Annotated in this window: 11 protein-coding genes; 9 read left to right on the plus strand and 2 right to left on the minus strand. The window is 30.8% G+C overall.

All coding sequences use genetic code 11. The annotated features are described in order from the left end of the window. Positions 1–90 precede the first annotated feature (90 nt). Complete coding sequence (locus D2A34_RS05960) at positions 91–846, minus strand: gamma-glutamyl-gamma-aminobutyrate hydrolase family protein (protein ID WP_243128254.1); 756 nt, start codon at positions 844–846, stop codon at positions 91–93. Between the two features lie 306 nt (positions 847–1,152). Here D2A34_RS05960 and D2A34_RS05965 point away from each other — a divergent pair, with 306 nt between their 5' ends. The 7 genes from D2A34_RS05965 (at position 1,153) to D2A34_RS26575 (ending at position 10,927) form a co-directional block, all read left to right on the plus strand. Next, complete coding sequence (locus tag D2A34_RS05965; protein ID WP_119366024.1) at positions 1,153–1,923, plus strand: transglutaminase domain-containing protein; 771 nt, start codon at positions 1,153–1,155, stop codon at positions 1,921–1,923. A 446-nt stretch (positions 1,924–2,369) separates the two neighbouring features. After that, on the plus strand, positions 2,370–3,479 hold the full coding sequence (locus D2A34_RS05970) for an ABC transporter ATP-binding protein (protein WP_079441243.1): 1,110 nt from the start codon (positions 2,370–2,372) through the stop codon (positions 3,477–3,479). 248 nt (positions 3,480–3,727) lie between these two features. Next, positions 3,728–4,666 carry a PucR family transcriptional regulator gene (locus tag D2A34_RS05975; protein WP_119366025.1) on the plus strand — a complete coding sequence of 313 codons (939 nt, stop codon included), beginning with the start codon at positions 3,728–3,730 and terminating at the stop codon, positions 4,664–4,666. Positions 4,667–5,308: 642 nt separating this feature from the next. Next, complete coding sequence (locus tag D2A34_RS05980) at positions 5,309–6,319, plus strand: LacI family DNA-binding transcriptional regulator (RefSeq protein ID WP_119366026.1); 1,011 nt, start codon at positions 5,309–5,311, stop codon at positions 6,317–6,319. Between the two features lie 171 nt (positions 6,320–6,490). Next, positions 6,491–7,978 carry a 4-alpha-glucanotransferase gene (malQ, locus tag D2A34_RS05985; RefSeq protein WP_119366650.1) on the plus strand — a complete coding sequence of 496 codons (1,488 nt, stop codon included), beginning with the start codon at positions 6,491–6,493 and terminating at the stop codon, positions 7,976–7,978. Between the two features lie 2 nt (positions 7,979–7,980). Continuing rightward, positions 7,981–10,341 (plus strand): glycogen/starch/alpha-glucan phosphorylase, encoded by a 2,361-nt coding sequence (locus D2A34_RS05990; RefSeq protein WP_119366027.1) that lies wholly within the window; start codon positions 7,981–7,983, stop codon positions 10,339–10,341. 430 nt (positions 10,342–10,771) lie between these two features. Continuing rightward, positions 10,772–10,927: a hypothetical protein gene (locus D2A34_RS26575; protein WP_169896840.1), complete on the plus strand. Its 156-nt coding sequence runs from the start codon at positions 10,772–10,774 to the stop codon at positions 10,925–10,927. Positions 10,928–11,045: 118 nt separating this feature from the next. On the opposite strand, the gene D2A34_RS05995 is transcribed toward D2A34_RS26575, so the two are convergent. After that, positions 11,046–11,876 carry a DUF362 domain-containing protein gene (locus tag D2A34_RS05995; protein ID WP_119366028.1) on the minus strand — a complete coding sequence of 277 codons (831 nt, stop codon included), beginning with the start codon at positions 11,874–11,876 and terminating at the stop codon, positions 11,046–11,048. A 700-nt stretch (positions 11,877–12,576) separates the two neighbouring features. On the opposite strand from D2A34_RS05995, the gene D2A34_RS06000 reads away from it, so the two are divergent. Together D2A34_RS06000 and D2A34_RS06005 are read left to right on the plus strand one after the other, a co-directional pair. Further along, entirely contained in the window at positions 12,577–13,536 is a 960-nt protein-coding gene (locus D2A34_RS06000) for a D-2-hydroxyacid dehydrogenase (RefSeq protein ID WP_079441238.1), read from the plus strand. 837 nt (positions 13,537–14,373) lie between these two features. Then, on the plus strand, positions 14,374–16,539 hold the full coding sequence (locus D2A34_RS06005) for a type IA DNA topoisomerase (protein WP_119366029.1): 2,166 nt from the start codon (positions 14,374–14,376) through the stop codon (positions 16,537–16,539). The last annotated feature ends 4 nt before the right edge of the window (positions 16,540–16,543 follow it).

Here is a 16,543-nt window from a genome sequence, read left to right on the forward strand (position 1 = left end):
AAAATTCAAAAATCCCATAATACATTCAAGAACATATAGCATGTCTAATATGAATGCATTAAATCAATTTTTGATTTTGGGATTTCTGAATTATTTTGTGTTTTTTAAACATGCATTTTCTGATGCAGCTTTAATAAATGCTTCAAAAAGTTTAAGCATATTTTTATCTCCATAGACAGTCATAATTTCTGGATGAAATTGTACGCCAACAACAAAGTCTTCACCACATTTTTCAATTCCCTCAATGACATTATCTTTTGAGAGGGCTGTAACCTTAAAACCAGGAGCTAAATCTTTGATTGCTTGGTGATGAAAAGAATTGCTGACAATAGAATTGCCCAAAATACTATTTAAAATTGAGTCATTCATAATGTCCAATGTATGTGTTGCCGCGCCATCTTTTGTCTGCTGTTGATGTTTTATATAACAACCTTCCTTGTCGGATAAATCTTGATATAGAGTTCCGCCAAAAGCAACATTTAGAATTTGATGTCCTCTGCATATAGCTAAAACAGGTTTTTTTAATTCACATGCTATTTTTGCTACTAAAAGATCAAAGTTATCTTTCTCAGGAAAGATAAAGCCTAATTTAGTTGTAGGTTCTTCATTATATAGTAAAGGATTAATATCTATTCCACCAGAAAGAAGAACACCATCTAAAATTTCAACTTGCCTTCTAATAGATTCTTCATCAGAAATTATTGGCAGTATAATAGGAATTCCGCCTGCATTAACTACTGATTCAACGTAATCAGTGCTAAGAGATTCTATAACAGAATGGGAATAGGGAGTTTCATGTTTAATAACTCTACCCGAATTTATACCAATTATAGGTTTTTTCATCATAATAATACTACCTCCACTATTATTATATATAAAATATACTATATAGACACAACGAATTAATGTCAATTGAAGCTTATTGGAAGATTCATAAAAAAATGTTAAGTTGTATTAAAATAAATATTTACAAAATAAATAAAGCAAGTACAATATAAGTAAAAGCGAACAACTTATATAGATGAACAGATTGTAACTTTAACTTATATGTTACTTATTTCTAGTAAAGATATATAATTAAATTTTTGATAAGCTTGTTTATTTATGTATGTGCAGGATAAGAAGAGCAATCTTAGGGGGATTACACATATAATGAAGAGATTTTTTAAAGGAATCATAACTACGTTAATTTCAACGCAGATTTTTTCGGTAACTGCCTTTGCTTATGAAAAGGCTGGAAAGCTTGAAGAATTAGAATATAGTATCTATAAGCATCTTGAAAACAGGGATAGGAATTTTACTATCGTATATACAGGAGAAAGAATAGATTTTAAGGATAATGCGCTTAATTGTATTAAAAATGCATATTCAAAGGATGATTATCTAGAGAGATCATGGCTCGAGATAAGGCCAGTTGCAAAGGTAACTCAGGAGGGGATAGAGACAACTTTTGATGTGACATATTTAACTACAAAGGAGCAAGAAGAATATGTAGATAGAGAATTAAAAAGAATTACGGAATCTTTAATAAATTCCAATATGTCTGATTTAGATAAAGTAAAAGTGATAAATGACTATATAATAAATAGGTATGATTATGATAATACACAAAAATCAATAGATGTATATTCAGCATTAACTTCATCTATTACTGTATGCCAAGGGTATTCAATGACCGCATATAAGATGTTTAACTATGCAGGTATAGAAAATAGAATTATTATAGGAAAAATTAAAGATACTCCACATTCCTGGAATTCGGTTAAAATACAAGGCAATTGGTATCAATTAGATATTACTAACAATGATTCAATTGAAAGAAATAAATATTTTTTAATTAGCGATGACACGTTAATTTCTAAGGGATATATTTGGGACACGAGTAAATATCCTAAATCATATAAAAAATATGATGATGCGTGACTTAGAGTTATGCGATAGCTCGCCGAAAGAAAGGGTATTCTGTTGCTCGGTTGCGAGAGAAACCAGCTATGGATTTCTAGCAGTAAAAGTTGTTCCAGTTAAGCTTGTCATTAGCTTGACTGGTGCAACTTTTGCTGTTAAGTGAGAATCCAAATCTTTGATTTGGCTATCGAACTTACTCAGCGAACGCAAGTGAGTCGAGTTTCACAAATCCACAATTATTTTTTCTAGCAACCGAGTAACAGAGCATCTTCTCTTTCGGCGGTTGTTACATAAGTCTAAAATAAAAGTATTTTACCCTTTTATATTATTTCACAAAAAAGCTAATAGAGTTTTGTAAATTCTCAATATAGCATCTAAAGGATTACATATAGTAAAATGTAATTGTAGCAGAGATAAGAAGTTTAAGTATGAAAATTATATAAAGATAAAGGGAGGAAATAGATATGGCAGATTTATCACTAAGACATATTTATAAAATTTATGAAGGGGATGTAACAGCGGTTAAGGATTTCAACTTAGAAATTGAAGATAAAGAATTTATAGTTTTCGTTGGTCCATCAGGATGCGGAAAATCAACAACTTTAAGAATGATCGCAGGTCTTGAAGAAATTTCTAAGGGTGAATTATATATAGGTGGAAAATTAGTTAATGACGTAGAACCTAAGGAAAGAGACATAGCAATGGTTTTCCAAAACTATGCGTTATATCCACATATGACAGTATATGATAATATGGCGTTTGCATTAAAATTAAGAAAAGCGCCAAAAGATGAAATAGATAAAAAAGTTAGAGAAGCAGCTAAGAGATTAGATATAGAACATTTATTAGAAAGAAAACCAAAGGCTTTATCAGGAGGTCAAAGACAAAGAGTTGCGCTTGGACGTGCTATTGTTAGAGAACCAAAGGTATTCTTAATGGACGAGCCTTTATCAAACCTTGATGCAAAATTAAGAGTTCAAATGAGAACTGAAATATCAAAACTTTATCAAAGTTTAGGAACAACATTTATATATGTTACTCATGACCAAGTTGAAGCTTTAACAATGGGTACTAGAATTGTTGTAATGAAAGATGGTTTAGTTCAACAAGTTGATTCTCCACTTAACATATACAATACACCAAATAATTTATTTGTTGCAAGCTTTATAGGAAGCCCTCAAATGAACTTAGTAAATGGTACTGTTGTAGAAAAAGACGGAAAAATTTACTGCAGTTTTGAAGAAAATAACATTTTATTACCAGAAGAAAAAGCTAAGGTATTAAAAGATAAAGGATATGTGAATAAAGAAGTTGTATTTGGTATGAGACCAGAACACTTAGACGATAATGAAGAAATTATTGAACAAAATCCAGCTGCAACACTTTCAGGAGAAGTAGAAGTTGTTGAACGTATGGGAGCAGAAAGTTATATTTATTTCAAATCAGGAAATAACAATATGACAGCAAGAGTTGATGGAAGCACTAAATGTGAACCTAAGGGTAAAATTAAATTATATGTTCAAAATGAAAATATTCATGTTTTTGATAAAGAAACAGAATTAAGAATATGTTAGAATATAACTAGAAATTTTAATAGTTCAGTAGTGATAAATATCACTCAGCTTATACTCCCATCTATTTGGATGGGAGTATCTTAATAACTAAACATGTAATCAAGTGCCCCCTGACTGAGGTGGGTTTGATTCGCATCTGAATCCTAGTTGAGTGCTACCCTAAGGGGGTACTTAGTTTAGGAATGTCAGCTGTTATTTACCATGTTACGGATGCTAGCTATCGGATAAATTATAATTGAGGTGAGAGAATGAAGGGATTAGTAAAATATCTACAAGAAATATATGAAAATTGCGAAATACCGTTTGAAGTTTATATAGACGACGAAATAATGTTTAAGGCTAATCCTGATTTACTTGAGGAGAATTTAGTTGAAGATACATTTTTGATTGGAGCAAAGAAATTTGCTATAAGAATTGAAGAAAAGAACAAGAATTCTATGAAGATATTAGAATTTTGTATTAAAGATAGATACCAAGAGGATTATAACAAAAAAGAAAAAATTATAACTCAATTATTGCAAAATTTGAGTATACCAAAAGAGAAAATAAAAGAAGTGATGCCTCAAATAAAAGAAGATACATTTTTAATCACAATGACTTTAAATGAAAAACTCATTGAAGCACTAGAGGTTTTGAAAAATATTTATAATGATACAGATATTATAATATTAAACTATGAGGATAATATTATTCTTATTGGAAACTTTGAAGATATAAATGAACATGTATCAAGTATTAGTGAAACAATAGTACTTTCGCTTTATGAAAAGTGTTATATAAGTTATTGCACTATTAAAGATTATGATTCCATAAATGAGTTATATAATGAAAATATATATAAAATTAGTTTAGGAAAAAAATATAATTTATCTTCAATGATATTTAGTCAAAATAGTCTTTTGTTTGAAAAAATTATGGATAGTTTAAGTGAGGAAACTAGAGAAAAAGTATTGAATAATTTTAATAATGGATTGTCAAAATTAGATGAAGATATGATAAAGACAATAGAGGTTTTCTTTAAGTTAGATTTAAACTTAAGTGAAGCATCAAAAGAGTTATATGTTCATAGAAATACATTAATCTATAGATTAGACAAAATTCAAAAGTATACAGGCTATGATATTAGAAAATTTAATGATGCAGCTTTATTTAAAATGGCTTTCTTTATTTGGAATCAAAAAAGATAAATTAACTATGGATATCTATAAGAAACAACGAAATTAAGTAATATGAAAAGAAGGATGTATGATGGTTAAAATACTGACAAGCGGATTTCCTGAGTTTGACAAATTTGAATTTATTAATTGGATATAAGTTAATTTGTAACTTTCATATATTGAGCATTATAGGTGGAAAATTCCACCTATAATTTTTTAGCTTATTTTTCAACACTATGTTTACATATATTCACAATTATTTTTTCTAGCAATCGGTTAACACAGACCTCTTCTTCGATTCATTATCTAATAAGTATAGATTTTAATTTGGATATATATCTAAATTAAAATCTATACTTATTAGATAAACATATTTACAAATTTGCTAAAACTTTAAATTACCACATAAGTCTAAGTTATATGCTTGATATCTATAAAATTTTGAAGGCATGCATGATTGTATAAAAATTCAAGGTTTGTTAAAATGTTATTAAGCATGTTAAAAGAAATGTGAAGGCATAAACATTATTGGAATAAAAACGAATATAATATTATATGCTTATATCAGATGTACCTTTTAAGAAAAGTGAATAAATCTACTAAAAACCATATGGATATTACGGTAACGATGCCGAGATTAATATGGGTTTAATAGTATTACAGGAGAAAAGTATGAATATAAAGGATATAGCAAAGTTAGCTCAAGTTGGGGTTAGTACAGTTTCAAGAGTACTTAATAATCATCCAGATGTAAAAGAAAGTACAAGACAAAAGATTGTGGAAATAATTAAAGAGAGTAATTACATACCTAATAATAGTGCTAGAATACTTAAACAAAATAATACAAAAAATATAGGCATTTTAGTCAAAGGTGTATTTAATCCTTTCTTTTCTCAAATGACTAATGTCATAGGGAATATTATTAATGAGAATGGATATACAATGATAGTACGCCAAAATGATTATAATATTTATCAAGAAGTTGATACACTCATAGCTTTTATTAAAGAAAAGAGGCTTCAGGGTGTTATATGCTTAGGTGGAAATTTTATAGATATTACTAATGATAGCTTTAAAGAAATAAATGTACCCATAGTATTAACTTCAGTAAATACTGTTTCAAAACAGGGGAAGGAATATTACTCTTCTATTGGTATAGATAATATTAAAAGTGCATACGACGCAACAATATATCTTATAAATAAAGAGCATAAAAATATAGCACTAATTTTAGGTGAAGCAAATGATATGGGTGTAAGTCTATGGCGTTTAGAAGGATATAAAAAAGCCCTAGAAGAAAAGGGAATAGGAGTAGACAATAGCTTAATTGTAAGTGGGGGATACTCAAGTAAAGGGGCATATAAGGAAACTATAGAATTATTAAAGCAAAGAAAAGATATAACAGCAATTTTTGCTCTTTCAGATATAATGGCCATGGGTGCGGCCAAAGCAATCCTTGATAGTGGATTAAGCATTCCTAAAGATATATCAATAGTAGGGTTTGATGGAATGGATGAAAGTGAATACTATAATCCAAGTCTCACAACAGTGAAACAGCCTCAAAAACTAATGGCAAAAATGAGTATAGATCTATTGATATCACAAATTAATGGTGAAGAGGGAAATAAACACATATTATTAGATACAAAATTAATAGAAAGAGATTCGACTACTAATTTGTGATCAAGTGAAACTTGATTCAGGTGGGGGTTGATCTCCATCTGAGTCTTAGTTGAACTTATACCCTCAAGGGGTACGCCGTCTAGGGTCTTGCCACTGTTATCCCCCACTTAAAGAAAAGGGGGTGTTACAGTGGCTAGACATCAGATAAATCTTAAGGGTGGAGGAATGAGAATGGAAAGAGGAAGCGGGATTATTATGCATATTGCATCTCTGCCAGGAAAGTATGGGATTGGGACATTTGGGAAATCAGCATTTGAATTTGCAGATTTTCTGAAAAAATCTGGGCAAAAGTATTGGCAGATACTCCCTTTAGGTCAGACAAGTTATGGGGATTCGCCTTATCAGTCATTTTCAGCATTTGCTGGGAATCCATATTTTATTGATTTTAATCTTCTTGAAGAGGAAAAGTTATTGAAGAAGGAAGATTATAATGAAATAAATTATGGAGATAATCCAGAATGGATAAACTATGAGCTATTATTCAAGGAAAAAATGAAAGTTTTACGACTTGCATATGAAAATTTTAAAAAGCTTAAAAATAATGATTTTGATGAGTTTAAAGAGAAAGAAGCTTTCTGGCTTGATGATTACTCGATGTTTATGGCGATAAAAGCTAAATTTGATTTAAAAAGTTTTCAAACATGGGATGGGAATATTAAGTTAAGAGAAGAAGAATGCTTAAATAAATACAAGGTGGAACTTTTGGATGAAATTAAGTATTGGAAATTCCTTCAGTATGAATTTTTTAAGCAGTGGAATAGCTTAAAGAAGTATGTTAATGGTCTTGGAATAAGATTTATCGGAGACATACCAATATATGTATCTGAAGATAGTGCTGATTTATGGAGCAATCCAAAAGTATTTTTAGTAGAAGATAAAACATTAAAGCCATATAAAATAGCTGGATGCCCGCCTGATGCATTTTCTGCAACTGGGCAGCTTTGGGGGAATCCTATTTATAACTGGGATTATCTTGAGAAGACAGGTTATGAATGGTGGATAAGTAGAATTAAACAGAGTTTAAAGCTTTATGATGTTATACGAATAGATCACTTCAGAGGTTTTGAATCATATTGGTCAATACCTTATGGAGAAAAAACAGCTGAAAATGGAAAATGGGTAAAAGGTCCTGAAATGAAATTATTTGATGCAATAAAGAGAGAGCTTGGAGATGTAAATATTATTGCTGAAGATTTAGGAATATTAACTGAAGAAACTGTGAAGTTTAGAAAGAGTACAGGCTATCCGGGGATGAAAGTACTGCAGTTTGCATTTTCTGGAGGTAGCCAAAATTTTTATTTACCTCATAATTATGAAAAAAATTGTGTAGCTTATACAGGAACTCATGATAATGACACAATTAGAGGCTGGGTTGAAAAAACAGGGGAAAAATACGAAGTCGAAAATGCAATTGAGTATTTAAAATTGACAAAAGAAGAAGGGTACAACTGGGGATTTATAAGGGGAATATGGAGTAGTGTGGCGAATACTTCCATTGGGCTAATGCAGGATTTTTTAAATCTTGGAAATGAAGCAAGAACTAATCTGCCTTCAACAATAGGGAATAACTGGTGTTGGAGAGCAAAAGATGATGTTTTTACTGATGAGTTGGCAAATAAGATATATAGATTAACTAGAATTTATGGAAGGTGTGAGTAGTCATGGAAAAACAGAGAATAAAAGAGGGGATTGAAAGATACTTAAAAGTTAAACACGGGATAAAACTGAAGGATGCTAAGGATTATGAAATCTTTAATGCGGTTTCGTTAACAGTTTTGGAGGAAATAATAGATAATTGGAATACAACTACTGAAACTTATAGTAAAGGAAGAATGGCTTACTATTTGTCAGCAGAATATCTAATGGGCAGAGCCCTGGGTAACAATTTGATGAACTTAGGGGTATATGATGAAGTTAAGGATGTTTTAAGCGAATTAAATATAGATTTAAATAGAATTGAAGAAATAGAAGAGGATGCAGGGCTAGGAAATGGAGGACTTGGAAGACTTGCAGCATGTTTTGTAGAATCAGCTGCAACTTTAGATATGCCTCTAGTTGGATATGGGATAAGATATAGCAATGGTTTATTTAAGCAAAATATAGAAAATGGATTCCAAACTGAGTGTGAAGATACATGGCTTAAATATGGGGAAGCGTGGAGTATTAGAAAAGATAATGACATCCAAATAATAAATTATTCTGATATGACAGTAAAAGCAGTTCCTTATGATGTGCCAATAATAGGGTACGGTACTAAAAATATTAACACATTAAGATTATGGCAATGTGAGGCTTTAAGGGAATTTGATTTTAATTTGTTTAACAACCAACAATATATTGAAGCAGTATCTGCAAGAAATAAGGCAGAAGATATATCAAGAGTATTATATCCAAACGATACGGCAGAAGCAGGAAAAATATTAAGGCTTAGACAACAATATTTCTTCTCTAGTGCATCGATGAAAGATATCATAAAGAAGCATAAAGCTAAATTCGGAAGTGATTTTTCAGAATTTGCAAAATATAATGTGGCGCAATTAAATGATACTCACCCAACAATATCAATTCTTGAATTTATAAGAATATTAATTGATGAGGAACACGTTGAATTCTCAAGTGCATTAGCAATTGCAAAAGAATTCTTTGGTTATACAAATCATACTATATTGGCAGAAGCTCTAGAAAAATGGGATATTAGATTAATAGATAGGTTATTCCCAAGAATACTGCAAATAGCATATAAAGTTGATGAAGCTTTAGTGAATGAATTAAGACAAAGAAGTTATGATGAAGGAGCGATTTGGAACTTTAAAATTATTGCAAATGATCAAATGAGAATGGCTAATTTAGCTATATATGTAGGAAGAGCTGTAAATGGAGTTGCTGCCCTTCATACAGAAATTTTAAAGAAAACTGAATTAAACCATTGGTATCACTTATATCCTAACAAATTTCAAAATAAGACTAATGGAATTACACCAAGAAGGTGGCTTAGACTTTGTAATGCTGAATTATCAGAGCTTATAACAGATTTATTAGGAAATGAAGATTGGGTTAAAAACCTAGAGCTGCTTAAAGGCCTTGAGAAATATAAAAATGATGATAAGGTTCTTGAAAGACTTATGTCAATTAAGCATGAAAAGAAAGTTCAATTGGCAGAGTACATTAAGCAAGAAGAAGGGATAATCATAGATCCAAATTCGTTTTTTGATATTCAAATCAAAAGATTACATGAATATAAAAGACAATTATTAAATGCTTTATATATTCTAGACTTATATTATAGAATTAAAGAAAACCCAGATTTGGATATACCAAAAACAACATTCATATTTGGAGCTAAAGCATTTCCAGGATACAGAAGAGCTAAAGGTATTGTTAAGTTTATAAATGAAATCGCTAGATTTATAGATAATGATTCAGAGGTATCTAAAAAGATTAAGGTTGTCTTTGTGCATAACTACAAAGTATCATATGCACAAAAGCTGTTCCCAGGATCAGATTTATCTAAGCAAATTTCTACAGCAGGGAAAGAAGCTTCAGGAACAGGTAATATGAAGTTCATGCTTAATGCAACACCTACCTTTGGAACTTACGATGGAGCAAATATAGAAATTGTTCAAGAAAGTGGAGAGCACAACAATTATATTTTTGGCCTAAGAGTTGAGGACATTGAGAAAATAAAACACTCGTATGACCCTAAATGGTATTATAGAGAAAATCCAAGTATTAAAAGAGTAGTGGACACACTAATAAATGGCACTTTGGATGATGGAAGAACGGGCTATTTCGAAGATTTATATAATGCATTATTAGAAGAAAGAGACCAATATTATGTGTTAGCAGATTTTGAGCTATTTAAAAAATCACAAGAGCAAGTTTTTGAAGATTACAAAGACAAAAAGAAATGGGCTCAAAAATGTTTCGCTAACCTTTATAGTTCAGGAATATTCTCAAGTGATAGAACTATAAAACAATATGCCGATGAAATATGGTATATAAAGCCTGCGCCTATTAAATAGATTAATAACCGAAAGATAAGGTACTCTGTTCCTCGGTTGCTGGAAAAAATAATTGTGGATTTCTAACAGTAAAAGTAGCACCATTTGGACTTGTTCCCCAGTCAAGCTGATGACAAGTCTAAATGGAACAACTTTTACTGAAGAAATACCTACAATCATTTTTTCAATGCAACACTGCGGAAAAGAGTACCTTATCTTTCTGGTGATATATATTTCAAAGTCGCTTTGTCTATATGAGGCAAAGACTACAAGCATAAGTGGAACAACTTCTAATGAAGAAATCCTACAGCAATATACTAAATGCAACACTGCAATAAAAGAGTTTACTCCCTTTCTGATATAGTATGCATATTTAAAGGGGTAAATAAGCTGATGACAAGCCTAATTGGAACAACTTTTAATATTATAAATGATGGAGGGAATAAATAATATGAGTAAAGAATTTTATGTTGGATTTGGAACCTTAGCGTTGATTAACGCAGGAATTGCACAGGGGAAAAATAGGTCTGGAATGAATTGGTTTTTACTATCGTTATTTTTGGGGCCAATAGCAACATTATGTTTGGTATTATGTGATAAAAGATAAAAAATTGGCTATGTTTCAATATACTGTTGAAATATAGCCTTAAAAATTATAGGTGAGATTCTCCATCTATAATGCTCAATATATGAAAGATGCGTACTAATTAATATAAATATAATATTTATATTACATTATGCTGTTTAGGTATTCTAGATTCACAAGGTACATCTATCTGACATTTTCCGCAACCATATCTGGGCTTATGTTTTTCCATTGTTTTGTCCAAAAATTTAGAACATATAATATGATTTTTCCCATTTTCTATGGATATTGCATTGGCTGGACAATTTTTTACGCATTTACCGCACATTGAACAGTATTCATATATATTTTCGTATTCTCTCTTATCAGGTGATAAATATAATTCTGTAATAATGCTACCTAGTCTTCCAGATATACCTTTTTGCGTTATAAGTCCTTTAGAAAGCCCGAATGTTCCAAGTCCACATATAAAAGCAGCATGTCTTTCAGACCAATTGCTTGTAAATTTTTCTTCATGATTTGGGTGATCAGAATTTGACCAGAACCTTCCATCTAAAGTAGGTATGACACTATTATATCCTGCATTCATCAATTCGGACTTTAAATGTATACACAACTTATTTACCAAACTCTGGCCTTCAATACGTCCATGAAGCCATTCTTCAGAAGGCCATGACATAGTCCTTCTATTTCCTTTTTTAACTGCTTCGCTAAATGGTAAAAAAAATGATATCACTGTCATGGATTGTGGTAACCATTCTTTTGGAAGCATGAAGTGTTTCCCAATTGCTGATGGTTGTTTCAATAACGTAAAGTGCTCATCAGCCGCAGAACCAAATGTAAAAATTGGAGCATCAAAAATTTTCATTCCTATAACATTTTCCGAAATTGCTATTTCCTTTGTTATATAGTTATCTAGTGAATGCTCAACAAAGTCCTCGGCAGTTTTTATAAAATATTGTTTGTCCATTTGTTCTATCCCCCCCTAATTTATATTACTAACACGCGATTTATTTTTACTATTTAACTTAATATAATACCCCTACTCAATATTACATAAATTACTTGGCAAAATTTTACTACTGTTAATTAAACTATAGTTTTTAATAACACTTATTATAACATAATTTACAGAATATCACATATATCATGCATACATTAGATCTCTATTTTTAAGTCTTTTATTTTGATATATGAATGTGCTACATTGCTTTGAACTCTAAAGTTTTTTTGCTTGTCTTGTACTTGTCGCAGGAGCGTGCAGAAGTGGTGTAACTTTTTATTTAGATATGCTCAGCGAAATTTTTCATAGACCTGAGGAACATATATGTATTCTCTTTCGGTTGTTTTTTTGTTGTATTTTATTGGAAAAATGAAACGGTATAAGTTTACATTTAATTTTATTTGAGGTATTATTAATATAGAAAATTGGTGCAAAAGTAGCAATATTTATAACTAAAATTTTGAATATTACTAAATTTTAGTTAATCGAAATATAAGTTTATTTTTGAGTTAGTAATTCAGTTTACTTATGATATATTATTTTGAAGTATTGTTTAAGAAAAGAGATTATGATACTGGGTGTCTTTACAAAAAGAAATTCTTATGAATTTCTTTTTAATTGTATATAGTAAATTTAAAGGTCCAAAAATTATGAAAGGGGATTAAATATGAAGAAAATAGTAGTATTGGATGGTAAAACTTTAGGGAATGTAGATTATATTAAGTTAAATGAATTTGGTCAAGTAATTTATTATGATTTAACTGCGGAAGAAGATGTTGCTGAAAGAATAAGAGATGCTAATATTGTATTAACAAACAAAGTTAAGCTAACCAGGAAAAATATGAAAGATGCACGAAACCTAGAGTTAATATGTGAAGCAGCCACAGGCTATAATAATATTGATATTGATTATGCAAAAGAAAGAAACATTGCAGTAACTAACGTTAAAGGATATTCTACTACAACAGTAGCTCAGCATACATTTGCAATGTTACTTCACCTTTATGATAATATAAGTTATTTTGATAATTTTGTTAAGTCGGGAGAATATTCTAGGCATGAAATGTTCACCAATTTAGAATTGCAATACAAAGACTTATGCGGTAAGATATGGGGAATAATTGGTCTTGGAAATATCGGTAAAAGAGTAGCGAGAATAGCTCAGGCTTTTGGCGCAAGAGTTGTATATTACTCTACTTCAGGTAAAAATGAAGATTCGGATTTTGCAAGAGTAGAATTTGATTCACTATTAAAGCAATGCGATGTTATTTCAATACATGCACCTTTAAACGAGAAGACCGAAGGGTTAATAAACTATGAGACCTTCACTAAAATGAAGAAAAATACGATTGTCATTAATGTTGGAAGAGGTCCTATTATAGTAGATGAAGATTTAGCTAGGGCTTTAGATGAAGAAATAATAGGCGGAGCAGCTTTAGATGTTTTCAGAGAAGAACCAATACCATTTGACAGTCCTTTATTAAGAATTAAAAATAAAGATAGATTAGTATTAACACCACACGTGGCATGGGCTAGTGAAGAAGCTAGAAATAGACTATTCACAGATTTACTTGAAAATATAAGCGCATACAACAGAGGTGAAAGAAGAAATAGAGTTGATCTTTAAAGTTATCGCAAAACAACCGAAATGGAATATATATGTTTGCTCCGGTTCTGGGAAGATTTTCTGGGTGATTCTAAGATTATAAGTTGTGCCCAAAATGCTTGATTCAAAGACTACGCTTTGAACAAGCACATTTGGAACAACTTATAATCTAGAATCACAACCAGAAGAACTACGCAAAAATATATATTCCATTTCTTTGTTTAGTAATAAATTTAAGGCAAAGCATATCTAAATGGTAAGTTGCAACCACATGTACCTGTGACAAGTACAGATGTAACAACTTATATTCTAAGAATTACTACCAGCAAAAATCTTCTTACGAACACTTCGCAAAACATATAGTCCATTTCTTTGTTTAGTATAACTTTAAAACACTGTATACTTAAGCAAGTATTTTTATATTTTTCAGGTTAGCAATACTTTTAATGAAGGATATTTGAGATTGCTAATACAATGTAAATATAATTTTTAGTGAAGTATCTGTGGAATACTTGAACTGGTCGCAAAACAAAGAAGTAGAATACATATATGTGGAGCAGGCATTGAAAAATAAGCTGCTGCATATCTTAACGAGAAGTTGTTCTACTTTTGCTTGTCCTGTGCTTGTCACAGGAACATGCAAGAGTGGTGCAACTTTTCGTTTAGGTATGCTCAGCGAAATTTTTCATAGTCCTGAGGAACATATATGTATTCTACTTCGGTTGTTCATTGCATCACTTTAAGTAATGTACAATACCTTTATAATTGATTAGCAACTTTAAACTGGTTTTATTTTGGGATTAGTGTTAATATATATAATGCTAAAAGTAATAACTAAAGGAGGATAAGAAATATATCATGGCGAAGGTTATTATTGCGGAAAAACCATCTGTTGCTAAGAATATAGCAGATGCATATAATATAAAAGCTAGAAGAGATGGCTATTTTGAAGGAAATGGTTATTATATTACATGGGCGTTTGGGCATCTTTTGCAGCTATATGATGCGAAAGACTATGATGAAAGTATGAAAGGTTGGAGATTTGAAAAGTTTCCTTTTATTCCAGAGCATTTTTTGTATAAGGTAAAATGTGATAGTGTAGATAGAACTATTGAAGATAAAGGTGCAAAGAAGCAGCTCGGAATAATAAAGACTTTAATTGATAAGGAAGATGTTGATGGAATTATTTCAGCTACTGACTTTGACCGCGAAGGGCAGGTTATAGCTGACGAATTATTTGATTATTTTAAGGTAGGAAAGCCTATATATAGATTACTTTTAAATGAGTGGACACCTGATGAAGTTAAAGGCGGTATGGAATCATTAAAGAACAATAAGGAAATGCAGCCTCTTCAAGATGCTGGAATAGGAAGACAATGGAGTGACTGGATCATTGGAATCAATTTAACTTCTGTAAGTACATTAAAATATAAATTCGAAGAAAATAAAACTATTAATATAGGCAGAGTGCTTCTTCCAACTTTGAAGATTATTTATGATAGAGATATAGAAATAGAGAACTTTACAGCAACAACTTATTATAAATTAGTGTCAAACTTCAAAACTTCTACCAATGAAGAATTTGAGGGACTTTATTATGAGAATGATTCTGAAAAATTTGAGAAAAAGGAAGATTTGGATAAGTTTATCCCTATGCTTGAAGGAGCAACGGCTAAGATTATTGACAAGCAGACAGAATTAAAAAAAGAATATCCACCATACTTATTTAACTTATCTAATTTACAAGGGCATATAACTAGTAAGTATAAAGGGTGGACATCAGATAAGGTTCTTAAGGTGGCGCAATCTCTTTATGAAAAGAAGCTTACTACTTATCCGAGAACAGCCAGTGTTGTCTTAGAAGAAAGTTTAAAAGATAGAGCAAAAAAGGTTTTAGATACGTTAAAAGCTGGATTACCATATGAAAAAGATATTAAGTTTAGTACATCTAAAAGAATCTTTGACAGCTCTAAAGTTGAAAGCCATAGTGCCATAACACCAACGTATATAAAGCCATCAGGGTTATCTGCAGATGAAAAAATAGTATATGATGCTATTAAAAATAGATTTATAATGCAGTTCATGCCTATAGCTGAATTTGAAGAAACGAAAGTTACATTAAAAGCTAATATTTTAGACATGAATGGAGTTTTTGTTTCAAAAGGAAAAGTAAAGCTTGTAGAGGGATGGAAAGTAGTAGAGAAAATAGAAAGTAAAGATGTAATTCTGCCAAAAGTTAAAATAGACGAAACTGTAGATATTGTAGATTCAAAGGTAAATGCTGTTACTAAGAAGCCGCCTAAATATCATACTGAAAAAACATTGCTTAGAGTTATGGAAACCTGCGGAAAAGGTATTGAGGGTAAAGAAGATTCAGAAGAAATGATGCAGGCTATTCTGAGTGGTTATAGTATAGGAACACCAGCAACTCGTGCAGAAACAATAAAGAAATTAAAGGATATAGGATACCTAAAGACAAAAGGTAAAAACCTTATGTGTACAGAACTTGGCAGAAATTTAGTAGAAACTTTTCCGGTAAAAGAATTATTTGACTTGGAGTATACAGGAAGATTGGAAAAGACTCTTTCTGATATTGAGAAAGGTAAATTTGCTAAAAGTGACTTTATAAAGCTAATAGTAGATTTTACTATTAGTTCTGTTGAATTAATAAAAAAAGATGATGGTGCACTATCAAGGTTTAAAGTAGAAATTCCTAAAGATAGTGAAAATATAGGGCCATGTCCAGTATGTGGAAATCCAGTACTTGAAGGGGAAAAGAGCTTTGGGTGCAGCAACTGGAAAAATGGATGCAAATATACAATTTGGAAAGATGACAAATACATAGCATCCTTTGGTAAGAAAATATCTAAAGAAATGGTTGAGCTTTTACTTAAAAACGGAAAAGTAGGATTTAGAAATCTTAAAAGTAAGAAAGGAAATACATTCTCAGCTTACTTTAAGTACCAAAAGAACGAGGAAACTGGATACTTTAACTGGAGTATTGAATTTATTGATAACAGGTAATCGA

Source organism: Clostridium chromiireducens (assembly GCF_003575225.1).
In the GTDB taxonomy this organism is placed as follows: Bacteria; Bacillota; Clostridia; order Clostridiales; family Clostridiaceae; genus Clostridium; species Clostridium chromiireducens.

Bases quoted from the DNA above. Each gene is read 5' to 3' on its own strand.
- D2A34_RS05960 (WP_243128254.1), bottom strand. From the start codon at position 846: ATGATGAAAAAACCTATAATTGGTATAAATTCGGGTAGAGTTATTAAA.
- D2A34_RS05965 (WP_119366024.1), top strand. From the start codon at position 1,153: ATGAAGAGATTTTTTAAAGGAATCATAACTACGTTAATTTCAACGCAG.
- D2A34_RS05970 (WP_079441243.1), top strand. From the start codon at position 2,370: ATGGCAGATTTATCACTAAGACATATTTATAAAATTTATGAAGGGGAT.
- D2A34_RS05975 (WP_119366025.1), top strand. From the start codon at position 3,728: ATGAAGGGATTAGTAAAATATCTACAAGAAATATATGAAAATTGCGAA.
- D2A34_RS05980 (WP_119366026.1), top strand. From the start codon at position 5,309: ATGAATATAAAGGATATAGCAAAGTTAGCTCAAGTTGGGGTTAGTACA.
- malQ (WP_119366650.1), top strand. From the start codon at position 6,491: ATGGAAAGAGGAAGCGGGATTATTATGCATATTGCATCTCTGCCAGGA.
- D2A34_RS05990 (WP_119366027.1), top strand. From the start codon at position 7,981: ATGGAAAAACAGAGAATAAAAGAGGGGATTGAAAGATACTTAAAAGTT.
- D2A34_RS26575 (WP_169896840.1), top strand. From the start codon at position 10,772: ATGAGTAAAGAATTTTATGTTGGATTTGGAACCTTAGCGTTGATTAAC.
- D2A34_RS05995 (WP_119366028.1), bottom strand. From the start codon at position 11,876: ATGGACAAACAATATTTTATAAAAACTGCCGAGGACTTTGTTGAGCAT.
- D2A34_RS06000 (WP_079441238.1), top strand. From the start codon at position 12,577: ATGAAGAAAATAGTAGTATTGGATGGTAAAACTTTAGGGAATGTAGAT.
- D2A34_RS06005 (WP_119366029.1), top strand. From the start codon at position 14,374: ATGGCGAAGGTTATTATTGCGGAAAAACCATCTGTTGCTAAGAATATA.